Source organism: Vibrio sp. CDRSL-10 TSBA, assembly GCA_039696685.1.
Classification (GTDB): domain Bacteria; phylum Pseudomonadota; class Gammaproteobacteria; order Enterobacterales; family Vibrionaceae; genus Vibrio.
The window spans coordinates 982,419-1,005,815 of sequence record CP155566.1; the positions used below are offsets into that span (position 1 = coordinate 982,419).

Here is a 23,397-nt window from a genome sequence, read left to right on the forward strand (position 1 = left end):
TTTGTGCCAGTGTTCTGAGTTGATAGAGAAAAACTATCAACAAAATTGACAGTTTCCATTTAGTAAAATCAAGAAATTAGTCAACACTTATCCTATAAGTAGCTTTAGGGAGCGGTGTGCTAAGGAGACAGACATGGATTCGCTAAAAGTAAGAGACTATATGACTAAAAAAGCGGTGACATTTAGACCTGAAATGTCATTAACCGCAGCGTTGGATAGGGTAATCCATTCGAACCATCTGGGTGGGCCTGTGATTGATGACAGGGAAACGGGTGATTGGCTTTTTGTCCGAACAGGACTTACTGGAAAAGCTGATTAAAGTCAGCTATCACTGTCAGGATACGCATATTGTCAGCGACTGCATGCACGAAGAGGTCCTCTCTGTCTCGCCGGAAATGTCGATCATCGAACTGGCGCAGATGATGAAAGTAGGTAAACCGAAAGTTTATCCGGTGGTCGACGATAATAAGCTGGTCGGTATCATAACCCGTCGGGATGTACTGCTGGCCATTGGCAAAAATCTCGCGACCTGCTTTAAGCATCCGGTATAACGTTTGCGCTGAGCCAACTCTATTAGTGGCCAGTCAATTTTGTCAAACAGTCTGCGGGCACCACGGTGCCCGTTTTTTATTCCCTTTTTCGCTCGTGTCTTTTTAACTGGCTTCCTCGTGTTTTTTACCAGAAAGGCTTGACCCTGGAGTTAGCTCCAAGGTGTATGCTGTTTACAAATGTCGCTTTCCGTCTGTTGTTGATACTGACGTTTAAAGCACGGTAAGTCTGCATGCAGTATTAGGCGTGCAACTGCAACAATGCCGGCCGGAAAGAGACAGCGAACTGATAGCTGATAAGAGGAGACCAACATGAGCCTGCCACATCAGGGTTGCGGTGTATCGCATTCCGAAGATCCCAGTCCTGCTGCATCCAAACCGGCAGCGTCTTGCTGCTCCGCGCATGCTTGTGCTGAGCCAAAGCGTGCTGAGTCTCAAAGTCATGAGACACAGAGCTGTGAATCACAGGGTGAAAGCAATCACGCCCAACAGCACGATCACCACGGCTGTTGCGATCACTCACAGCGTGATGGGACACAGCCAGAAGAGGCCGGGGATCAGGCAACAACAAGGCATCACAGTAACTACCGTCAGAGTTGGCAGGTCGAAGGGATGGATTGCCCGTCCTGTGCCCGCAAAATCGAAAATGCGGTTGGTCAGTTAGCCGATATTGTTGATGTAAGAGTGTTGTTTGCCACCGAAAAGCTGGTGGTGCAGTTTAATGATGCAGCGACTGCTGAGGCGATTGAGCAAACCGTGATCAAGACCGGATTTGATATCCGCAGCAGCGGGCAAAGTCAGTCTGGTGCTGCGGATAAACCGGCCAATACCTGGCTGCAGTCGGACACTTGCCGCATCGTCATGTTGGTGTTGATGATGTTGCTTGCTACGGGGGTACAGTGGTGGCAGCCTGAGGCGGGACGCTGGCTGTTTGCCGCGACCTGCCTGGTGGGATTAATGCCGATTGCGACCAAAGCTTGGCGGCTGATGCGCAGCGGAACCCCGTTCGCGATTGAAACCCTGATGACAGTGGCGGCATTAGGTGCGTTGTATCTGGGTGAAACCGCAGAAGCGGCCATGGTATTGCTGCTGTTTTTGATTGGTGAGCGGCTGGAAGGCTTTGCCGCTTCACGTGCCCGCAGTGGTGTGCAGGCGCTAATGGCTTTGGTGCCGGAAACGGCGGTTTGTCTCCGCTCAGGGCAACGTGTTGAAGTAGCGGTTTCTGAATTGCGCCCGGGTGACCGGGTCGAAGTGGCGCCGGGCGGACGCCTTCCGGCCGATGGTCAGCTGATGAATACGGCGGCCAGTATTGATGAAAGCGCTCTGACCGGAGAACCTTTACCGGTGGAACATCGCGCCGGAGATGCGTTAGCGGCGGGTTCTGTGGTTGTCGATCGGGTCATAGAAATGACCATCACATCCAGTCCTGGTGACAATGCCATCGACCGCATCCTGCATTTGATTGAAGAGGCGGAGTCGCATAAAGCGCCGGTGGCTCGTTTTATGGATTCATTCAGCCGTTGGTATACACCGTTAATGATGGTGGTGGCGCTGGTGGTGGTGCTGGTTCCGCCGCTGATGTTTGCCCAGCCGTGGGAGACCTGGATTTATCGCGGTTTGGCTATGCTGCTCATCGCCTGTCCTTGTGCTTTAGTTATCTCGACACCGGCAGCCATCACTTCCGGATTGGCAGCCGCTGCTTCGCGCGGTGCTTTAATCAAAGGCGGAGCGGCGTTGGAGCGACTGGGCCGGGTAGACGCTGTGGCATTTGATAAGACCGGCACTCTGACTAAGGGTAAACCGCAAGTGACGGATGTGGTACCTGTACCGGACTGGAGCCCTGATGCTTTGTTGGGCTGTGTTGCGGCGATCGAGACCGGGTCCAGGCATCCGCTGGCGATTTCAGTGGTGCAAGAAGCCGAACGACGTAACATCGCCGTGCCGCATGCCACAGATAAACAGGCGCAAGTCGGCCGCGGAGTCAGCGGTGAACTCGACGGTCACCATTATCAGATTCTCGCCCCTGCGTATCTCGACCAGCCCGCAGGGGCGGACCTGCAGGAAAATATCCGACAGCTTGAAGAGCAGGGCAAGACAGTGGTTGTGGTGTTGCAGGACAAGCAGGCCATCGGACTGATAGCCTGGCAGGATGCCTTGCGCGAAGATGCAAGCCGGGCGATAGGTGAATTGCAGGCTCTCGGCATTCGAACCACTATGCTGACTGGTGATAATGCCGTCAGTGCTGCGGCGATTGCCGACAAGCTTAATATCGAGTTCGAGGCGGGTTTGCTGCCACAGGATAAAGTCACGCATGTTGCCCGGCTGGCAGATAGTCGGCGGGTCGCCATGGTCGGTGACGGCATCAATGATGCGCCGGCGATGAAGGCGGCCCATATTGGTATCGCGATGGGCGGCGGGACAGATGTTGCGCTGGAAACGGCGGATGCGGCTCTGACGCATAACCGTCTCACAGAACTGGCTGGCATGATCAAGCTGTCACGCGCGGTGATGGATAATATCACCCAGAATGTCACTCTGGCGCTGGGTTTAAAGGGGCTGTTTTTGGTCACCAGTCTGCTTGGTGTCACCGGATTGTGGGTCGCAGTACTGGCGGACAGTGGCGCTACGGCGTTGGTCACCCTGAATGCACTGCGTTTGCTCAAGTTTAAACAGTAAGTCATCCGTTTGTTTCTGGCCGCGCCAGAGATAGTCTGGCAATGGTCTATACTTGGCGGGGCAGAGATCAGAGGCTGGTGTGACTGTTCTGAGTTGGCGATTATTTGTACTCAAATGATACGTTTGTGTGATATTGATCTCTTTATTGTGAAAATGAAAATATTTGTGTTCATTGTATTGTGATTGTTGTCACTTATTGTTACTGGTGAGTCGGCTAAAGTAGCTCTGTACCCAAATATACCTATGCGCTGAATAAGCCACAATCTAGGAGAAACTTATGTCTCAAGCTGTGTTCCACCTTGGTGTTACTCAAGAAGATCTCAATGGTGCAACTCTGGCGATCATCCCTGGTGATCCTGCCCGTGTACAAAAAATTGCAGACCTGATGGAAAACCCTGTGTTTCTCGCCAGCCTACGTGAATACACCCTGTATCGTGCAGAGCTTGATGGCCAGCCGGTTGTGGTTTGTTCTACTGGTATTGGTGGTCCTTCGACCTCGATTGCGGTTGAAGAGTTAGCGCAGCTTGGTGTGCGTTTCTTTCCTGCGTGTCGGCACCACTGGTGCGATTCAACCCCATGTGAATGTCGGCGATATGATCGTGACCACAGGTTCGGTGCGTCTGGATGGTGCCAGCCTGCATTTCGCGCCGATGGAATTTCCGGCTGTCCCGGACTTTGCTGTCGCGACGGCAATGAAACAGGCGGCGGAAGAGAGTGGCGCTACAGTGCACATGGGTGTCACTGCATCAAGTGATACCTTCTATCCAGGTCAGGAGCGTTACGATACCTTTACCGGTCGCGTTGTGCGCCGTTTCCAGGGCTCGATGAAAGAGTGGCAGGAGATGGGTGTGCTTAACTTTGAGATGGAATCAGCGACACTGCTGACCATGTGTGCCAGTTCAGGCCTCAAAGCCGGTTGTGTGGCCGGGGTTATTATCAACCGTACCCAACAAGAGATCCCTGATCATGCGACGCTGAAAGAGACAGAAGCTCGTTCGATCAAAGTTGTGGTCGAAGCGGCACGTAAGATGCTGAGCTGAGCCTGACCGATAAGATAAAAAGGAAAAGCGCCTGTCAGGGCGCTTTTTTATGCCAATTGAACGTGTTAGTGGTTGTTATCTTTGCTGATTCAATCATCAGCTTTAATTAATCAACAGATTACGCAATCACCAGTTTAGGAAGCGGTATATACAGGCTCTCGGTCAGCTCGGCCAGCATATGGTCATACACATGTGCGATGCTGAGTGACACGTCGGAAGTCAGCTGATAAAGACGTTCTGCATCAATTTCATAGGATGGATTGTCATGCAGTTCGGACAGTGTATGCATCGCTTTTGAGCACGCAGGTGCGGCGATAGAGAGCGGACTAATCAGCGCCAGCTGATTGAGTTTACGTCGTACCACATCGCAGTAATGCTGCATGCGGGCACGTCCCTCGGTGCTATGCATATCCTCGATAGAGATGCGCAGCTGAGTCAGTGCTTCCATGGTATCAATCACTTGCTGCCAGTTCATGTGGTATTCGTCGCTCAGATCTTCGCGGTTGGATTCAACCAGCCACGCCAGCATTACCTCGTCCATCAGGAACATACAGTGACGAATCGCTTTGCCATGCACCATCTGGTTGCGGGCTATGTTGCGATCTGACCACTCTTTCATCAGCGCTTTCAACTTCAACTGTAGAATGCGGTACATAGGTTTGTTGTCGAAGTGAGCGATAACAATAAGATGGTTAGATTTCTCATGAATCAGATCATGCAGATGATTCAGTTCGGTCTCTCTGTGCTCACCAAACATCAGCGCGTGATGAGTCGCACTGCGGTGTTGGCGGCAGAGGTAGAGCACCTGGCGCAGATCGACCAGCAGCTCGTATTTACGTTGCAGGGTTGACTCTCTTTGTTTGGCAAAGAAAAACATCAGGCCTAAAATCCCGATAGAAATCAGCATTGATATTAAGACAAACATAACCAACTCCTTGTTAATGTTTCTGTACCTAAACCAGTGCAGGGTTGATGCCAGTTTTTTATTTCTTTTAAATCAATGAATTAACAAGTTTTTAAACTTTATCTTGCACTAAATGTGTGCACGATGAACTAAAAGTGTGAGCGAGTTCAATAAAAAAACTCCCACCTCAAAAGAGAGTGGGAGTTCTTCAATTAAATGTTCTTACAGAACAGCTGGTTACATTACGCGCATACCAGGTTGAGCGCCTTCATGCGGCTCAAGGATCCACAATTCGCTGCCACCAGGGCCGGCGGCCAGAATCATGCCCTCTGACATACCGAATTTCATCTTACGTGGTTTCAGGTTGGCAACGACAACCGTGTATTTACCCACCAGATCTTCCGGGTTGTAAGCGGCTTTAATACCAGAGAATACCTGACGCATTTCACCGCCGATATCGAGCTGGAATTTCAGCAGTTTGTCCGCTTTTGGCACTGACTCGCACGAGACGATTTTAGCAATACGCAGATCCACTTTGGCGAAATCATCAAATTCGATTTCGTCAGCAATCGGGTCTTTGCTCAGCTCGGTTTGCTCAGCTTTTGGTGCATTGGCTTCTGCGGCGGCTTTCTCGGCTGCAGCTTCTTCTTTCGAAGTTTCAATCATGGCTTCGATGTGCTTTGGATCAATACGGTTAAACAGCGCTTTAAATGCACTGATATCGTGGTTGGTCAGCGGCTGTGCAACCCCATCCCAGGTCAGTTTCCTGGTTCAGGAAGGCTTCAGAACGAGCGGCCAGGCCAGGCATTACCGGCTTAAGGTAAGTCAGCAGTACGCGGAACAGGTTGATACCGACAGTACAGATGTCCTGCAGTGCCTGATCCTGGCCTTCTTGCTTGGCGACAACCCAAGGCGCTTTTTCATCAACATACTGGTTGGCTTTATCAGCCAGAGCAGTGATTTCACGAATCGCACGACCAAATTCACGCGCTTCGTACAGCTCTGCGATGCGATCAGCAGCAGCAACGAATTCGTTGTACAGCTCAGGCTCTGCAAATTCAGCCGACAGTTTGCCGTCAAAACGCTTGGTGATGAAACCTGCGTTACGTGATGCCAGGTTAACGATCTTGTTAACGACATCAGCGTTGACACGCTGAGTAAAGTCTTCCAGATTCAGATCCAGGTCATCAATACGGCTGTTGAGCTTGGCAGCGTAGTAGTAACGCAGACACTCTGGATCCAGATGCTTGAGGTAAGTGCTGGCTTTAACGAACGTGCCTTTTGATTTCGACATTTTCGCGCCGTTCACGGTCACGTAGCCGTGCACAAATACGTTGTTTGGCTTACGGTAGCCGCTGCCGTCCAGCATGGCTGGCCAGAACAGGCTGTGGAAGTAAACAATGTCTTTACCGATGAAGTGGTACAGCTCAGTCTGGCTGTCTTTATTCCAGTATTCATCGAAATCCAGGTCATCACGTTTGTTGCACAGGTTCTTAAATGAGCCCATGTAGCCAATCGGTGCATCCAGCCAGACGTAGAAGAACTTGTTCTTCTCGCCAGGAATTTCGAAGCCAAAGTAAGGTGCATCGCGGGAGATGTCCCACTGTTGCAGACCTGACTCAAACCACTCCTGCATCTTGTTGGCGGTTTCTGACTGCAGTGAGCCAGAACGGGTCCACTCTTTCAGCATGCTCTCGAACTGAGGCAGGTCGAAGAAAAAGTGCTCAGAATCTTTCATGACCGGCGTTGCGCCAGAGACGGCCGAACGCGGGTTGATCAGCTCTGTCGGGCTGTAAGTCTCACCACAGGCGTCACAGTTGTCGCCGTACTGGTCTTCCGATTTACATTTCGGACAGGTGCCCTTAACGAAACGGTCCGGCAGGAACATCTCTTTTTCAGGGTCAAACAATTGAGAAATGGTACGGCTGGAAATAAAACCGTTCTTTTTCAGCTCAAGATAGATATGAGACGCCAGTTCACGGTTCTCGTCACTGTGTGTGCTGTGGTAGTTATCAAAGCTGATGTCAAAACCAGCGAAATCTTTCTGATGCTCTTCGCTGACCGCGGCAATCATCTCTTCCGGAGTCATACCCATCTGTTGCGCTTTAAGCATGATCGGTGTGCCGTGAGCATCGTCAGCACAGATGAAGTTTACAATGTTGCCACGCAGGCGTTGGTAACGAACCCAAATATCCGCTTGGATATGCTCAAGCATATGACCTAAGTGGATCGAACCGTTAGCGTACGGAAGGGCACAAGTTACCAGCATTTTCCTGGCAGGAAAGTTTCTTGGTTCAGTTGCCATACTTAATTATTCGCTTTGTTTGATAGGTATTTAATGTGATGGACAATATTACCTGATGACGCCCTGTACGCCAAGGTATGAATGGTGCCGCAGCGGGCAAACGCTGTGCACACTCTTACTGTGCAGACGTCGCAGGTTGTTAGTGTCGGGTCGGGGCTGGAGCAGGGCGTTTATTGCGTTTGGGATAAAAAGAAGCCTTTGATATACAAAGGCCGATGCTCTTTTGGTGATCAAGCCAATGCCCTGACTGTTTGTGGGTTCTGCTTATGGCGGGAGAGTGATAGCATGATGCGAAAAGGAGGGCTTATGCTTACGTTTACGTCCAAACAGGACTTTTGTGCCTGGTTATCTCAGTTTCAACATCCGAATTTAACGCCAGACTGGGCCGCTGCGCCGGGTCTGGTAACCGTTGCTGCCTCGGGTCAGTTTAAGATTGAACTGCCGTTTGCGGCGCATTCCGTAGTGCAAGAGCTCAAAGCATGGATTGCTGATCAGCAAACTTCAGGCCAGGTGGCCGGGTTTGCATACGATGTGGCGGTTAAGCCGAAAGCGATGCAGACTAAAGTCGCCAACCCGATCAAAGGGGTCAAAAACGTGATTGCAGTGACCTCGGCCAAAGGTGGGGTCGGTAAATCGACCACGGCGGCTAACCTGGCACTGGCAATTTCGGCTTGCGGTGCGAAAGTGGGGCTGCTGGATGCGGATATTTACGGCCCCTCAGTGCCGATGATGTTTGCCCAGCTGAATGCTAAACCACAAGTGCGCGATAACAAGTGGATGCAACCGGTCATGGCACATGGGATCGCAACCCAGTCGATAGGCTATCTGGTGGATCAGTCTGACGCTACTATCTGGCGCGGGCCTATGGCGTCCAAAGCATTGGCTCAGCTGCTGAATGAAACCGAATGGCCGGATCTGGATTACCTGGTGATCGACATGCCGCCGGGTACCGGTGATATCCAGCTGACTCTTGCGCAGCAGATTCCGGTAACCGGTGCGGTGATCGTGACTACGCCCCAAGACCTTGCTTTGGCTGATGCCCGTAAAGGGGCAGCGATGTTCGACAAAGTCGAAGTACCGGTGGTGGGCCTGGTGGAGAACATGAGCTACCACATCTGCAGCCACTGTGGCGGTAAAGAGCATATTTTCGGTGTCGGCGGCGCGCAGACGCTGGCCAGTGAGTATGGCTTGTCACTCTTGGCGCAGGTGCCATTGCATTTGCACGTGCGTGAAGATATTGACGCCGGCAAACCGACCGTTGTCGCGCGTCCGGACAGTGAACATAGCGCGATTTATCTCGATTTGGCTGAGCGAATTTGCGCCAGTTTGTACTGGCACGGCAGTGTAAAACCGGACCCGATCAGCTTCACTGTTGTCGATTGATATAGATCACATTATTTTGCAGAGCGAATGTAATCGTTTGCTCTGCACTAATATTGTTCAATCCTGAAAATTACTGACATTTTGCTCCAATACAAACTGGTATCTACCCTGTGAACTCCCTATAATCAGGCGGTTTACCCAAGTTTCCTCTTCTATTTGTATCGAGTGCACAACCATGTCTGATAATAATCAATGCGTCATCGTCGGTATCGCGGGCGCCTCTGCTTCTGGGAAAAGTCTGATCGCCAGAACGATTTATAACGAGCTGAGTGCGAAAGTAGGCGACCATCAAATCGGTGTGATCACGGAAGATTGCTATTATAAAGACCAAAGCCATCTGAGCATGGAAGAGCGTGTCAAAACCAACTATGACCATCCTAACGCGCTGGATCATGATCTGCTGTGTGAGCATCTGCAGCAACTGACCCGTGGCGAAGCGGTTGAAGTACCGGAATACAGCTATACAGAGCATACCCGCACAGCAAAAACGACCCCTCTGACCCCAAAGAAAGTGATTATTCTGGAAGGTATCCTGCTGCTGACTGATCCTCGCCTGCGTGATCTGATGCACGCCAGCATCTTTATGGATACGCCACTGGATATCTGCCTGCTGCGCCGGGTAAAACGCGACGTTGAAGAACGTGGTCGTACCATGGACTCCGTGCTTTCTCAGTACCAGAAGACAGTTCGTCCTATGTTCATGCAGTTTATTGAGCCGTCTAAGCAGTACGCCGACATTATTGTGCCTCGTGGCGGTAAAAACCGCATTGCTATCGATGTACTGAAAGCGCACATCGCAAAGTTGCTAAAATCGTAAATTTAACCGATGCTTAGCAATAGCGTTCTTTATTTCTGATAAGTTTAGTGGCACTTTAGGTGCCACTTTCTTTATCCGTAATACGAGTTTACTTGTCTTACCAAATTTATCCGTCATACAAGGAAACAAACAGATGAAAAAACTGTTCCTGGTAGTAGGGGTGTTAGTTGTCGTCGTGCTAGGGGCGATCGCAGCACTGGTCACACTGGTTAATCCAAACCAATTTAAGCCACTTTTGGTTGAGCAGACCAAAAAACAGACCGGCCTTGACCTGGTGATCGAAGGCGATATCGGCTGGCAGTTTTTCCCGGCTATCGGCTTTGAGCTGGGCAAAACGGAGCTCAAGAATCCACAGGGCTTTAGCAGCCCGAATTTATTTAAAGTAGACAGTGTCGGCATCGACGTCTCGGTTATGCCGCTGCTCGATAAACAGCTGCATATCGGTAATATTCGTCTCGATGGTGCTGAAGTGCATCTCGAAACGCTGAAAGATGGCCGCACCAACCTCGATAGCCTGAGCAAAGCCCAGGATACAGCGTCAAAACAGGCTGACGATTCGGCTACTCAAGCCAATACGGAATCTGCGACGCCGAGCGAGCAAGCGTCAACTGAGCAGGCGTGGAGCATTAACCTGGCCGGCGTTTCGGTCAACAACGCGCTGCTGGAAATTCAGGATCAGCAGGCCGGTACCATGACCAAGCTGTATGATGTTCAGCTTGCCGTGTCAGAATTTGCCGCCGATACCTGGACCAGCGTTGATTTCTCCGCTAAAGGCAGCATGAACCAGCAACAGTTTGGTGCCAGTGGTCAGGCCGAAATCAAACTGTCACAAGATTTCAAACAGTACGCTCTGCGCAACATTAATCTGGACGCCAACTACAGTGATGCGGCGACTAAGATTGATTCCGCCAAAGTGACGCTGGATACTTTCGAGTTTGATAAAGCCAATAAACTGACTTTTGCGGTAAAAGGCAAAGCAGCGGATATGGATTTGGATGCCAGCGGTGGCGCCTCTGTCGAAGTCGATAAAGACATTTCTAAAGTGGCGGTGAATCAGCTTGATATGACTGCCAACCTGGAAGGTGCAGCGTTACCGCAGTCGCCGATGAAAGTGACCATGCAATCGGATGTGGCGTTTGATATCACCAAGAGTACGCTGAATCTGGTGCTGGAAAAGCTGACCGCTAATGCGTTGCAGTTCGATGGTAAAGCCAATGTGGTTCTGGGCGATATCGCGAAAGTCCGTTTTAACCTGCACAGCCCGGACATCGACCTGGATGAGTTCCTGGGACTGAATCAAACTGAGGCAGCGGCGGGTTCAGGGGAAAGTAAGCCCGCGGTAGCGAAACAAGCGGAAGCTGAGCCGGACTTGTCTGCGCTGAAAACGCTGGATGTTGCCGGTGATATCGTGATCGATAAATTTAAGGCCAGCAACGCCAAGATGCAGAACGTTAAAACCAGTTTTGCCGTCAACCGTGGCATCGTGGATCTTAAGTCGTTCAGTGCCAATCTGTACGAAGGTAGTATCGCGGCCAACGCCCGCATCGATGCACGCCAGTCGCCAGCCTCGTACACGGTCAAAAACAGCGTCAGCGGGGTGAAAGTACAGCCACTGCTCAAAGATGTGGCCGATAACGATCGTCTGGAAGGTACAGGTAATATTGAGATGAATCTGCAAGGTAAGAGTCTGACACCGACCGGTATCAAGCAGAATCTGGCCGGTACCGTCGGGATCAATTTTGCTGACGGTGCGGTTAATGGTATCAACATTGCGCAGATGATCCGGACCAACTACGCTCGCTTTAAAGGCGAATCGGTTGACGAAACCAAAGCGGTGCAGAAAACAGACTTCAGTGCGATGACGGCTACGCTGAAATTGAGCAAGGGTGAAGTGACGACCAATGATCTCAATATGCAATCACCGTTGCTGCGTATTCACGGTGAAGGCAAAGCGAACTACATTCAGGAAACGGTGGATTTTCTGGTGCGCACTTCGATTGTTGGCACGCTGCAGGGGCAGGGTGGTAAGAATCTGGACGAACTGCGTGACGTGACCATTCCAATCAATGTGTCAGGGCAGTGGGCTGATCCTAAATTCCGTCTGGTGTTTGATGATGTGTTGAAGGAAAAGGCTAAGAAAGAAGTGGATCGCGGTCTGGAAAAACTGAACGAGAAACTGGATGAAAAGATCAAAGATGAGAAGACTAAGAAAGCCGTTGATGGCTTACTGAAAGGTCTGTTCAACTGATCAATGACCATTGCGGAAGATAAACAAAGGGGCTGGAATTTCCAGCCCCTTTCGTTTGTTACGAACCGATTATGTTATGAACCGGTTTTCTGCGACGGGCGACGGCCCATTCTGAGCCGCGAGAGTGCCGGCCCGCTGAACGGTGACCTGTGATTACCAGTCTACGCCTTGCAGGGCTTTGACACCGGACTCGAATGCGTGTTTCACGTTTTTCACTTCAGAAACGGTATCGGCCATTTCAATCAGAGTGCGGTGCGCGCCACGTCCGGTGATGATAACGGACTGCATGTGCGGACGGTTTTGCAGCGCTTCCACCACTTCGTCCAGTTCAATGTAGCCGTAGTTCACCATATAGGTCAGCTCGTCAAACAGAACCACATCCAGCGACTCATCCTGCAGCATGCGTTTGCATTCCTGCCACACTATTTGTGCAGCCGCAGTATCGCTTTCTTTATTCTGGGTTTCCCAGGTAAAGCCGGTGGCCATGACCTGGAACTCAACGCCCAGCTTTTCCAGCAGGTTGCGTTCGCCGTTATCCCAGGTCCCTTTAATAAACTGGGCAACCGCACATTTTTTATCATGTCCAACCGCACGCGCAACGGTGCCAAAGCCCGAAGTCGATTTACCTTTACCGTTACCGGTGATGATCAGCAGCAGGCCTTTGACTTCCTGAGCCGCTGCAACTCGTGCGTCGACTTTTTCTTTGACTTTCTGCTGGCGTGCCTGATGGCGTTTCTTGTTTGATGTCATCGCTGGACATGCGCAATCCTTTTGATTTATTTCATTGATATCGGGGTGATAACGTTACGCGCTATCATCACTATGGCCCATATCATAACGTAACTCAGGCATGGCAAAAACCAACGATTCGTATGGAGATAGATAAGGCGACTGACTTACAGGCTTCGCCAGCTCACAATGCCGCATTGTTATCGTCGTTTCTAAATGGCGAGTTTTTTCACGGTTTCAGATACCAGATCGGCATCGACAATGATTTCCTCGATCACCTCCGAGACGCTGTTCGCCTGTTGCTCACCATGCATCGCCTTGCTGAGTACCACCTTAATCTTGTCATCAATGTGGTTGATAATGGTTGAGTTAGTCTCGATCACTGACGCGATTTCAGTGGTTGATTCTGAGGTGCGAGACGCCAGTTTACGCACTTCATCGGCGACGACGGCAAAGCCGCGTCCCTGATCGCCTGCCCGGGCCGCCTCGATGGCTGCATTGAGTGCCAGTAAGTTGGTTTGTCCGGCTATATCGCTGATGGTGGATACGATCGCTTCAACGAGCTTGGACTGATCATTGAGCTGGTTGATGAGCTCGGTGACCATATCGACCGCTTCATTAATCTGTTTTGAGTTGGCGAGCATCGAGGCGACCGAGTCTTGACCCTGACGGGCAATGGCCACCGTCTCTTCTGCGATCTGACTGGATTTTTTCGCCGCGTCGCGAACGACCATCGCCTGTTCAACCCGCTCGGTAATGTTACTGGCCAGTTTGATGATTTTGACGACCTTATTCTCGTGGTTAAAAATCGGGTTGTAAGTGGCTTCCAGCCACACCGTCTGGCCATACTTATCCACGCGTTTGAACAAGCCTGACTGGATTTTACCCGCGCCGAGATCTTTCCAGAAATTTGGTTTTTGGCTGAGAAATTCCTGATCGCAAAACATGCGGTGATGCTGGCCGATGATCTCCTGTCGGTCATACCCCATACAGAGTGAAAAGTTTTTATTGGCGTTGAGTATGGTGCCGTCCGGAGCGAAATCGATCACGGCTAACGACTTATCCATGGCTTTGAGCAGAGCCTGATTCCGTTCGAGCTCCTGTTGCTCTTGCGTCACGTCAGAGGCTACTTTGGCGACGTAGGCAACCTTGCCATCGACTTTAACCGGGAAATAGGTGGCGGCGAGCCAAATGGCCAGATCCTGACTGTTTTTACGAATAAAGCGTCCGCGCACCGGCTGACCACTTTGCAGGTCTTGCCACAGCTTCTTATATTCTTCGGTCACTGTATCTTCCGGAAAACAGAGCGTTTTGTGATGCTGTCCCCGGATATCTTCCAGACGGTAACCGACCACATTCAGAAACAGAGAGTTGGCAAACAGAATGTGCCCATCGGGAGTAAATTCGATATAGGGCACCTGCTCCTTAATCGACTCTTTGAAGCTGTGTAACTGACAATTTTCACTTTCTAATGCTCGATAGGCACTTTTAATTTTGTTTGACCCAAACATGTTTTTCCCTCAACAAGCTGATTTTGGCCCAAATGCTAAATATCGACCTGAATGGCAGTATTATCAAATTCATCCGATGATTATTTTGAAGTGAACAGCATATAGACTAAGTAGTTATTCGTGAGCGATAACACGAATAACTAAAAAAACCGCCTTGCTTGTTTGACCTGCGCGCAGCATTCGGTTTCATTGGAAGATGGAATGTTGGATAAGTGAATGGACAACAATGAACAACTCAGATGATTTATCAATTCTGGTTGTCTGCATGGGCAATATTTGCCGCTCGCCGACAGCCGAAGCCGTACTGAAAGCAAAAGCGCAGCAACTTGGCGCTCAATTGCATGTTGAGTCTGCCGGGACGATCGGTTACCACCAGGGCAATCCGCCGGATGCGCGTGCACGGGCTGCGGGAGAAAAACGGGGCTACTCGTTTGAAGGGATGCAGGCGCGTAAAGTGACCGATGAGGATTTTGCCCGTTTTGACATGATTCTGGCGGCAGACAGTGAAAACCTTAACGATCTCGCTAATCGCTGCCCTAAAGAGCATCAGCATAAGTTGTCGCTGTTCTTAAGCCATGGCCGTTCAGAATATGATGAAATTCCCGATCCGTATTATGGGGGCGAGAATGGTTTTGAACTGGTGCTGGATTTGATTGAAGAGGCGTCTGACAGCCTGCTGCACAAACTCAAAAGTAAAGGTCAGTGCTAGCGCAGCGCATTGGACCCGGCTTAAAAATGTCAACGGCCTGCTTATCACAGCGGGCCGTTTTATTATCATCTTCTGGCCCGTATCGGGCCAGAGGACAAGCGCAACAGATGACGATCAGAACTGGTAACTGGCTTGCACACCGGCAATCCAGACATTACCGGTGACCTGAGCATCGAAGGCGCCGCCAATCGCTGCTGCTGTCTGGTCGGATGCATCACGCGGTTCAGACATTGAAGCATCTTTGGCAAAAATGTAGGTAAAGCCAGCGTCGATGGTCAGTTGTTTGGTGACGTTATAACCGGCACCGATGCTGAGCCAGGTACGATCGGTTTCCGGAATCGTTGCGGTGCGATGTTCTTCACTGACCGCTGAAAGGTCATACGCGATACCGCCACGCACGACCCAATCCTGATTTAGAGCATAGGTTGTACCCACAGCAAAGCGGTAGTTATCTTTCCAGTTTTCTGATTTGATCAAATCCGAGCTGCCGTCGTTAAACTCGGCCGTCAGCTGATCAAATGCGCTCCAGTCGGTCCAGTTGATGCTGGTATGTACCGCCCAGCTTGGTGTCAACTGGTGGAAGGTCGCCAGTTCAGCGGTCGCCGGCAGCGTGACAGACAGCTTACCCGGTTTATGCGTACCATAGCTGACGCCTTCAGCATGTCCTTCGAAGTCCATCACGACTTCAGATTTATAAGTGATGGCTACCCGGTGTGCATCATTGATCTGCCATGCAGTACCAACCTGCCAGCCCCAGCTCTCATCATCTCCTTCCATGTATTTCAGGGTTGTGCCTTGCGGCAGTGACAATGCGTTACGGGTCGGTGCGCTGGCACCAAAGTGGCCTTCACCTTCAACATAACGTACACCGGCGCCAACGCTGACGGCGTCAGTTAACTTGTACGCCAGGTTGAGGTTGGCTTCCATGGTTTCAATGTTGGCTGAATCACCAAAGTGACTGGCGTTGAAACCAGATAAGTCAGTTTTCATGCCGTAGTTGGTGCCCAGCGCAAAGCCGATGGCCCAGCGATCGTCGATCTGCTGAGAAAAGTAGAAGTTAGGGATGATAGCATCATCGGCATAGTCACTGGCACTGGCGTCGGTGCTGCCCAGCAGAGCGTGAGATACGGTGCCGTCGACATCCACATTCGGGTTAACGTAAACCGCACCGACGGACACTTGGGTCCCTTTCAGATATGTTAGCATGGCAGGGTTGCGCCACTGCGCGCCGGCGTTGTCCGCCATAGCGGCTTCACCCGCGTAAGCGCGTCCCAGTCCGGTGGCTGAGTATTCGGCTAACTGAAAGCCAGCTGCCTGAGTGACAGTTGAAACGCTCAATAAACCACATGCAATAGCAGAAGAGAGTAGAGTTTTATTTTTTGTCATTATCATGTTCGCTGAATTTATCTGAAAGTGGATCTGCGATCTTACGGGTAGAGCTTTTACTTTAAAAATTAAATATGTCAAAAAGCGGCTGTTTGAATAAATACACCGCAAAACGTACGATATTTGGTTAAATTAACTGATAGCAATTGTAGGGGTATTGGCTTTTCAGCGTACACATGTAGGGTGTAACCGACCGTATGGTGAACGTATGTGCGCTGAAATAGTGAACAACAGGACTCTGAAAATAAAAAGGGCTGGTAAGCCAGCCCTTTAAAGTGGTGTTGTGGATCTTAGTCAGCTTAGAAAGTACGGCTGTACTGTAAGCCCAACAGGATCGCATTGGCGCGGGTGGTGCCGCTTAGCGTAGAAACTGTGGTTCCCATTGCTGAGGTGGATTCTGATACTTCCACATCTTTACCCATCAGGTAAGTGGCGCCGAAATCGACATTTGACTGTTCGTCAATATGGTAGGTGAAACCGGCTGAGAACCATTGACGGTCCGAATCTGGCACGGAAATCGACGTCAACTCATCTTGCGCACTGGTGTCATACATGTAACCGGCGCGCAGCGTCCAGTCTTTGTTCATGTAGTAAGTACCACCCAGAGAGTAGTGCCAGCCGTCCTGCCATTCGTATGCTTTACTGTCTACGTTTTCATTCTTGAATTTGATTTGGTCGAACGTATCCCAGCCGATGTACTGAATGCTGTAGTGAACCGCAAACGGAGTATTGTCGATACGATGGTAACCGGAGAACTCAGCAATATCAGGCAGCGGCAGTTTGACTTCTTTATCACCGTCTTTGGCGGTGATTTCCGGGCTGTAGCGGTAAGCCAGACCAAAACGGTTGTTTTCATCCATTTCGTACACGGTACCAACGTTAAAACCGACACCCCAGCCATCAGCTTTATCGACATCTACGGCTTTGTAGCCGTTCAGAGCGGTAAGCGGTGCACTGAAAGCATCATCACTAAAGGTACGTTTCAATGTTCCCTGGCCGTAAATCAGATCCAGGCCAGCACCAAAGCTCCACTGTTTGTTGAGGCGGTAAGAACCGGCCAAACCAAAGTTCATACTTAGAATTTCGGTCTCGCCGCCATACTCACCAGCGTTATATGAGCTGCTGAATTGAGTTTTGGTGCCAAAGTTTGAGTAGGCATCCACACCCCAGGCAAAGGTTTCGTTGACCGGCACGATCAGATGGATATTAGGTGCGACTGAAGTTGCACCTGCATCGTCATAGTCGGCGTTTTGGCTCTCTCCCAGTACGTTAGTGCGAGTCGCATTTTTTACTTCGATATCGGTGGTAATGGTCTCAAAACCCAGTGATAGCGCGGTTTTGTCAAACAGCGCCATCGCGGCCGGGTTACGTGCCATAACCGCCGCGTTATCTGCGATAACGGCATCACCTGCAAAGGCACGGCCAAGGCCGGTTGCGGATTGTGCATTGAGCTGGAAGCCCGCAGCCACTGCTTGCTGCGTAGCCAGAGAGATTGTCACTGCTAATAGTGACTGCTTAAACAGACGCGTCTTGTTCATGCTTTTTTCCTTTTTATTTCGCCTCTTCGGGCGTTAGTTTGAGCAATTGCTCAGTTGGTGGCTGATACTAGACGCTAGTATATAAGATAGAAATCCGACCATTGTCTAATTGGACGGTAAAGTTACAGAATTGGAGGTTAATTGGCACGAAAATGCGGATAAATGTAGAACTTTAGAGTTTTAACTCTATTTTAACATTTAAAAACCCGCTCAATAGAGCGGGTCGGAAAGATTATTTTGATGATTTTATCATCGGCATCAGATGGCGGGCGATTTTGTCGACGTTTTCACCCTCACCACCAACCAGTATCAGGCTCATATTACCGACAGGTTCAATCACTCCGGTCATGCCATTGTGGTTGAAATCGACTTTGCCTTCTGCGGGCATATGGGTCAAAAACAGCGTGACTTTGCCTGTTTCGCCTTGGAACACCACATGCAAGGCATTGGAGTCTCCGAAACCGCAGTGGTTTAGGTAATAGACGTGGTACGGAAAGTTCTTATCGAACTGATAATGGAACGGGCGCATCTTGGCGTTGATTTGTCGTGAACTGACCTGCTCATCAATCGAAGCCACAAATCCTTCTTCATTCAACACGTGGCTGACTGCCATCTCCGCCAGGCTGGCCTGGGCCGGTGGCACCAACAGATTACCCCAGTTCAGTTGGCCGGCGAGAAGGCCGAACACAAATGCGACCGAGGCGGCCATTGCCATGGCGCGGCGCATAAAGCGCGGACGCACAACATTGTCATTGACGGCGTTATGACTGAACAGGATACGATCCGCCAGACTATCGGGAACATCGACCCGCATCGCCTCGGCAATTTTCGCATCAAGATTGAGAATATCTTCCGCGTACCTGGCGTTACTGTCACTGGTCGAGATGGCCTGCTGTATCTCTTTATCGCGCTGCTTCGGATCGGACAGAATGCGACGACGGAATTCTAATTCATCCATTTTGCTGCCCCCTGTAGTTGTCTGCGGAATCTAACATGTCTTTCAATTGATTGCGGGCCCGGAATAAACGAGTCATCACAGTGTTTTTATTGAGCTCCAGTATATCGGCGATCTCTTCGCCACTAAAGCCACCGATTACCTGCAAAAAAAGCGGTTCGCGGTAATCGATGTCCAGCTTCATGATTTGTGCCTGCAGCCACTCCTGTTGATGATGCGCATCATCCGACACTTTGGCTTCGCCACTGTAATCATCCAAATCGACCAAATCGAATTGCTTGCGTTCGAAACGGCGCGCATTCTCCCGGCGTAAGATAGTGATCAGCCAAGATTTTGCCGCCTTTTCATCTTGCAGGCTATCGAGTGATTTCCACGCGCGCAGGCAAGTTTCCTGCACCAGATCCTGAGCCACGCTTTGATCTTGGCACAGCCAGTAGGCGTAACGGTAGAGATCGCGGTGGTAAGCACGAACCAGTGCTTCATATTTTTTTTGTCTGTCCATACCGGTATTGACCGGAGGTTTGGAAAATTTCTTTCCGATTTTTTTCAGTAATGACACAAAATTCTCCGTGCGCGAACCGTATGTAGCTGGCTTGCTTGCCAGACTGAATCCCGATTCGGTTGTGAAATGTGGTCAGAGATTGTTCTGAATCAAGTTTAGGCAGTAATGACTCTTCAAAACCACGATAAAATTGATCTAATTCAAAATGTGCTGTGCTGAGCGCGTTATAGTGGTTCACGTCATCTAGTTAGTCCTTGTGGCTAGCGTGTTGAGCAAGATGACACTTCCTTTTGAAGGCTGACTTTACTTTCTCCTAATCAGGAAACTGATTACTTTTCAATTGGCGTAAGTTAATTGCTTGAATACATTCCGACCACACAGTTCTGTGTGGTTTTTTTTTGCCTGTCATTTGCCAGCGACTCATTTGCCAAGTGACGGCACCCGATACCAGCACGGCGTCAGGTTACCTGCATATGTGCGCTCTGTCTGTTTATTGAAAAACTTTCAATCTCTTTACTAACGGCTGGGGCGATTGTGCGAGAGTAAACAAGAAATCGCGTGTTTCAGTGTGCATATCACGTTTATTTAAACGCTCGTTTGATTGTGTTAACAACTTGGTTACAATGGGTTCAGGTCAGACCTCTTATTGGAAGGAGAAACAATGGGCACTCAGCAAGTCACAACACGTTCGGGAGAGCGTGTGGCTATCGTTGCGGGGCTACGTACGCCTTTTGCACGGCAAAGTACCGAGTTTGCGCAGGTTCCGGCGCTGGATCTGGGCAAAATGGTGGTCAGCGAAATGCTGGCACGTTGCGATTTAGATCCGGCATTGATTGAGCAGGTGGTGTTCGGGCAGGTTATTCAGATGCCTGCCGCGCCTAATATTGCGCGTGAAATTGTGCTCGGCACCGGGATGAACATCCATACTGACGCTTACAGCGTTACCCGTGCCTGTGCGACCAGCTTTCAGTCTGCGGTGAATGTCGCCGAGAGCATCATGGCCGGTACGATAGACATCGGTATTGCCGGCGGTGCGGACTCTTCTTCTGTCTTGCCGATTGGTGTGTCTAAAAAGCTTGCTTCCGGCTTACTGGCTTTGAGTAAAACCAAAACTCTGGGTCAGAAACTGCAGGTTCTCAAATCCCTCTCGTTAAAAGATCTGATGCCGGTACCTCCTGCGGTCGCGGAATATTCAACCGGTTTATCGATGGGACAAACCGCTGAGCAGATGGCGAAGTCACATGCCATTTCCCGCCACGATCAGGATGCTCTGGCTCATCGCTCTCATACTCTGGCTGCTAAGGCGTGGCAGGCAGGGAAAATTCGTGATGAAGTGATGACGGCGTTTCCTGAGCCTTATAAAAAGTGGCTCGACAGTGATAACAATATTCGCCATGACTCGACCCTGGAAGGATATGCCAAACTGCGTCCGGCATTCGATCGCGATTACGGCAGTGTCACTGCAGCCAACAGTACGCCACTCACCGACGGTGCTGCGGCGATCATTCTCATGCGTGAAGGAAAGGCGAAAGAACTGGGTATGGAGATCATGGGTTATCTGCGTTCCTATGCTTTTTCTGCGATTGGCGTCGAACAGGACATGTTGATGGGACCATCCTATGCCACGCCGCTGGCGCTGGACAGAGCGGGTATTACTCTGGGCGATCTGACCTTAATTGATATGCATGAAGCCTTTGCTGCGCAAACATTGGCTAACCTGAAAATGTTCGCCAGTGATTCATTCGCCCAGCAAAAGCTGGGGCGCAGTCAGGCGATTGGTGAAGTGGATATGGATAAATTTAACGTGCTGGGTGGTTCTATCGCTTACGGCCATCCGTTTGCCGCAACCGGTGCTCGCATGATCACCCAGACTCTGCGTGAGTTGCAACGACGCGGCGGTGGTTTGGCACTCAACACCGCCTGTGCAGCTGGTGGCCTCGGTGCAGCCATGATTCTGGAGGTGGAGTAATGAGTGAAGCGAAAGCGTTCCAGCTGAGTGTGGATGAACAGCAAATTGCCTGGCTGGCGATTGATGTGCCCGGTGAAAAAATGAATACCTTGCAGGCTGCGTTTGCCGATGAAATGGCCGCAGTTTTTGCCCGGCTCGACAGTCAGAAAAATCAGCTCAAAGGTTTGATTGTGCACTCACTCAAACCAGACAACTTTATTGCGGGTGCTGATGTACGCATGCTTGAAGCGTGTCAGTCCGCTCCGGAAGCCCAGGCACTGGCCGTGCAGGGGCAGCAGATGTTTCAGCAACTGAGTGAGCTGCCGTTTCCGGTAGTGGCAGCGATTCATGGCCCGTGTCTCGGTGGTGGTCTGGAGCTGGCTCTGGCTTGTGATTACCGGGTTTGCAGCGATGACGATAAAACCCGGCTGGGCCTGCCCGAAGTGATGCTGGGCCTGCTGCCCGGTTCCGGTGGTACCCAGCGCTTACCGCGTTTAATCGGCTTGCTGCCGGCGCTGGATTTGATTCTGACCGGTAAACAATTACGCGCCAAAAAGGCCAAAAAGCTCGGAGTGGTGGATGCGTGTGTGCCGCAATCTGTGTTGCTTGATGTCGCCAGGAGCTTTATTGACAGCAAGGGCAAGAGAAAATCTCCGCTTAAGCTGTCGGCAAAAGAAACGTCTGATTTCCCGCACCGGTGTCGGCCGTAAAGTGATCTTTGATCAGGCTGAGAAAAAGACCCGGCACAAGACACGAGATAATTATCCTGCTGCCAAAGCAATTCTGGAAGTGATCCAACATGGTCTGGAAAAGGGCTTGCAGCCCGGTCTTGAGCTTGAGGCCAAGCGCTTTGGTGAACTGGTGATGACCTCTGAGTCCAAAGCACTGCGCTCGATTTTCTTCGCCACCACAGAAATGAAAAAGGACCATGGCAGCGACGCCAAACCCGCTAAAGTACGCCGGATTAGTGTGCTTGGCGGGGGACTGATGGGCGCGGGTATCAGCCACGTCAGTGTTGCGAAAGCCGGGCTGCCGGTGCGTATTAAAGATGTCTCTAATGACGGTGTACTTAACGCATTAAGTTACAACTATAAGTTGTTCACCAAGCTGCGTAAGCGCCGCATTCTGAGCCAGGCTCAGTTACAGGCTAAAATGACCATGCTCAGTGGCGGAACTGACTTTACCGCTTTTAACCAGACTGATGTGGTGATTGAAGCGGTATTTGAAGATCTGCAACTCAAGCAGCAAATGGTGGCGGATATTGAAGCCAATGCGCAGGACAGCACCATTTTTGCTACCAATACCTCTTCTTTGCCGATTGGTCAGATTGCAGAGAAAGCTGCGCGCCCGGAGCAGATTGTCGGACTGCACTATTTTAGTCCGGTGGAAAAAATGCCGCTGGTGGAAGTCATCCCGCACGCGACCACATCGGATCAAACCATCGCGACTGTTGTCGAGCTGGCGCGCAAGCAGGGTAAAACGCCGATCGTGGTCAAAGACTGTGCCGGATTTTATGTGAACCGTATTCTGGCGCCTTACATGAATGAAGCCGCGCAAATCCTGATGGGCGGTGAGCCGATTGAGCGTTTGGATTCTGCGCTGCTTGATTTTGGTTTCCCGGTCGGGCCTATTACGCTGCTCGATGAAGTGGGTGTCGACATCGGTGCCAAGATCATGCCGATTCTGATTAATGAGCTTGGCCCGAGATTTAAAGGCCCGGATGTTTTTGACACTCTGCTCAAGGATGGCCGCAAAGGGCGTAAAGCCGGTAAAGGTTTCTATCTTTATAAAGGCAGCAAAAAGAAAGAGGTGGATAAATCGGTCTATAAGTTGCTTAAACTGACGCCGGAATCGAAGCTGAGTGATAAAGATATCGCGATGCGCTGTATTTTGCCGATGTTAAATGAGGCGGTACGTTGCTTAGATGAAGATATCATCCGCAGTCCGCGTGACGGCGATATCGGTGCGATCTTTGGTATCGGATTCCCGCCGTTTCTCGGTGGTCCGTTCCGTTATATCGAGCAGATTGGGATTAAAGCTCTGGTTGAGATAATGAACCAGCATGCTGAAAAATATGGCGACCGCTTTGCGCCTTGTGATGGCCTGCTGACCCGGGCCGGATTGGGTGAGAACTTTTATGCTGATTAAGTGGCGATATAAATAGCGGGCATGATCCGACATCCGCGGGGCCAGTATCG

General features: G+C 50.6%; 13 protein-coding genes and 4 pseudogenes. 9 read left to right on the forward strand and 8 right to left on the reverse strand.

What is annotated here, in order from left to right:
* The first annotated feature begins 133 nt into the window (after window positions 1–133).
* From ABDK09_12025 to udp, 3 genes and pseudogenes are all read left to right on the forward strand, one after another.
* Window positions 134–551 (forward strand): annotated as a pseudogene (locus tag ABDK09_12025) (CBS domain-containing protein).
* 309 nt (window positions 552–860) lie between these two features.
* Entirely contained in the window at window positions 861–3,224 is a 2,364-nt protein-coding gene (locus ABDK09_12030) for a zinc/cadmium/mercury/lead-transporting ATPase (protein ID XAW90190.1), read from the forward strand.
* A 277-nt stretch (window positions 3,225–3,501) separates the two neighbouring features.
* A pseudogene (udp, locus tag ABDK09_12035) lies at window positions 3,502–4,264 on the forward strand (uridine phosphorylase).
* Window positions 4,265–4,382: 118 nt separating this feature from the next.
* Here udp and ABDK09_12040 read toward each other — a convergent pair.
* Together ABDK09_12040 and metG are read right to left on the reverse strand one after the other, a co-directional pair.
* Window positions 4,383–5,189 carry a hypothetical protein gene (locus ABDK09_12040; GenBank protein XAW90191.1) on the reverse strand — a complete coding sequence of 269 codons (807 nt, stop codon included), beginning with the start codon at window positions 5,187–5,189 and terminating at the stop codon, window positions 4,383–4,385.
* A gap of 216 nt (window positions 5,190–5,405) precedes the next feature.
* A pseudogene (metG, locus tag ABDK09_12045) lies at window positions 5,406–7,473 on the reverse strand (methionine--tRNA ligase).
* A 306-nt stretch (window positions 7,474–7,779) separates the two neighbouring features.
* On the opposite strand from metG, the gene apbC reads away from it, so the two are divergent.
* From apbC to ABDK09_12060, 3 genes are all read left to right on the forward strand, one after another.
* Window positions 7,780–8,856 carry an iron-sulfur cluster carrier protein ApbC gene (gene apbC / locus ABDK09_12050; protein XAW90192.1) on the forward strand — a complete coding sequence of 359 codons (1,077 nt, stop codon included), beginning with the start codon at window positions 7,780–7,782 and terminating at the stop codon, window positions 8,854–8,856.
* Window positions 8,857–9,031: 175 nt separating this feature from the next.
* Entirely contained in the window at window positions 9,032–9,673 is a 642-nt protein-coding gene (gene udk / locus ABDK09_12055) for a uridine kinase (protein ID XAW90193.1), read from the forward strand.
* A gap of 133 nt (window positions 9,674–9,806) precedes the next feature.
* Window positions 9,807–11,921: an AsmA family protein gene (locus ABDK09_12060; protein XAW90194.1), complete on the forward strand. Its 2,115-nt coding sequence runs from the start codon at window positions 9,807–9,809 to the stop codon at window positions 11,919–11,921.
* Window positions 11,922–12,074: 153 nt separating this feature from the next.
* Here ABDK09_12060 and cobO read toward each other — a convergent pair whose 3' ends face one another.
* The gene (cobO, locus tag ABDK09_12065) at window positions 12,075–12,671 is read right to left on the reverse strand and encodes a cob(I)yrinic acid a,c-diamide adenosyltransferase (GenBank protein ID XAW90195.1); all 597 of its coding nucleotides are present in this window, start codon (window positions 12,669–12,671) and stop codon (window positions 12,075–12,077) included.
* Between the two features lie 191 nt (window positions 12,672–12,862).
* Window positions 12,863–14,161, reverse strand: a complete 1,299-nt coding sequence (locus ABDK09_12070) for a PAS domain-containing methyl-accepting chemotaxis protein (protein XAW90196.1) — start codon at window positions 14,159–14,161, stop codon at window positions 12,863–12,865.
* 226 nt (window positions 14,162–14,387) lie between these two features.
* On the opposite strand from ABDK09_12070, the gene ABDK09_12075 reads away from it, so the two are divergent.
* Window positions 14,388–14,870 carry a low molecular weight protein-tyrosine-phosphatase gene (locus ABDK09_12075; GenBank protein XAW90197.1) on the forward strand — a complete coding sequence of 161 codons (483 nt, stop codon included), beginning with the start codon at window positions 14,388–14,390 and terminating at the stop codon, window positions 14,868–14,870.
* 114 nt (window positions 14,871–14,984) lie between these two features.
* On the opposite strand, the gene ABDK09_12080 is transcribed toward ABDK09_12075, so the two are convergent.
* The 4 genes from ABDK09_12080 to ABDK09_12095 form a co-directional block, all read right to left on the reverse strand.
* Window positions 14,985–16,256 (reverse strand): outer membrane protein transport protein, encoded by a 1,272-nt coding sequence (locus ABDK09_12080; protein XAW90198.1) that lies wholly within the window; start codon window positions 16,254–16,256, stop codon window positions 14,985–14,987.
* A gap of 299 nt (window positions 16,257–16,555) precedes the next feature.
* A complete protein-coding gene (locus tag ABDK09_12085; protein ID XAW90199.1) occupies window positions 16,556–17,794 on the reverse strand; it encodes an outer membrane protein transport protein in 1,239 nt (412 codons plus the stop codon).
* A 232-nt stretch (window positions 17,795–18,026) separates the two neighbouring features.
* Window positions 18,027–18,752, reverse strand: a complete 726-nt coding sequence (locus tag ABDK09_12090) for a DUF3379 domain-containing protein (protein XAW90200.1) — start codon at window positions 18,750–18,752, stop codon at window positions 18,027–18,029.
* Window positions 18,745–19,251, reverse strand: coding sequence for a sigma-70 family RNA polymerase sigma factor (locus ABDK09_12095; GenBank protein ID XAW90731.1), 507 nt, complete (start codon window positions 19,249–19,251; stop codon window positions 18,745–18,747). Before ABDK09_12095 ends, ABDK09_12090 begins: the two co-directional genes overlap by 8 nt.
* A gap of 661 nt (window positions 19,252–19,912) precedes the next feature.
* Here ABDK09_12095 and fadI point away from each other — a divergent pair.
* Together fadI and fadJ are read left to right on the forward strand one after the other, a co-directional pair.
* Entirely contained in the window at window positions 19,913–21,220 is a 1,308-nt protein-coding gene (gene fadI, locus ABDK09_12100; GenBank protein XAW90201.1) for an acetyl-CoA C-acyltransferase FadI, read from the forward strand.
* Window positions 21,220–23,347, forward strand: a pseudogene (fadJ, locus tag ABDK09_12105) (fatty acid oxidation complex subunit alpha FadJ). The gene fadI and the pseudogene fadJ overlap by 1 nt, the downstream one beginning before the upstream one ends.
* Window positions 23,348–23,397: the final 50 nt, after the last annotated feature.

Coding starts and splice junctions, on each gene's coding strand:
- ABDK09_12030 (XAW90190.1), top strand. CDS start 861: ATGAGCCTGCCACATCAGGGTTGCGGTGTATCGCATTCCGAAGATCCC.
- ABDK09_12040 (XAW90191.1), bottom strand. CDS start 5,189: ATGTTTGTCTTAATATCAATGCTGATTTCTATCGGGATTTTAGGCCTG.
- apbC (XAW90192.1), top strand. CDS start 7,780: ATGCTTACGTTTACGTCCAAACAGGACTTTTGTGCCTGGTTATCTCAG.
- udk (XAW90193.1), top strand. CDS start 9,032: ATGTCTGATAATAATCAATGCGTCATCGTCGGTATCGCGGGCGCCTCT.
- ABDK09_12060 (XAW90194.1), top strand. CDS start 9,807: ATGAAAAAACTGTTCCTGGTAGTAGGGGTGTTAGTTGTCGTCGTGCTA.
- cobO (XAW90195.1), bottom strand. CDS start 12,671: ATGACATCAAACAAGAAACGCCATCAGGCACGCCAGCAGAAAGTCAAA.
- ABDK09_12070 (XAW90196.1), bottom strand. CDS start 14,161: ATGTTTGGGTCAAACAAAATTAAAAGTGCCTATCGAGCATTAGAAAGT.
- ABDK09_12075 (XAW90197.1), top strand. CDS start 14,388: ATGAACAACTCAGATGATTTATCAATTCTGGTTGTCTGCATGGGCAAT.
- ABDK09_12080 (XAW90198.1), bottom strand. CDS start 16,256: ATGACAAAAAATAAAACTCTACTCTCTTCTGCTATTGCATGTGGTTTA.
- ABDK09_12085 (XAW90199.1), bottom strand. CDS start 17,794: ATGAACAAGACGCGTCTGTTTAAGCAGTCACTATTAGCAGTGACAATC.
- ABDK09_12090 (XAW90200.1), bottom strand. CDS start 18,752: ATGGATGAATTAGAATTCCGTCGTCGCATTCTGTCCGATCCGAAGCAG.
- ABDK09_12095 (XAW90731.1), bottom strand. CDS start 19,251: ATGGACAGACAAAAAAAATATGAAGCACTGGTTCGTGCTTACCACCGC.
- fadI (XAW90201.1), top strand. CDS start 19,913: ATGGGCACTCAGCAAGTCACAACACGTTCGGGAGAGCGTGTGGCTATC.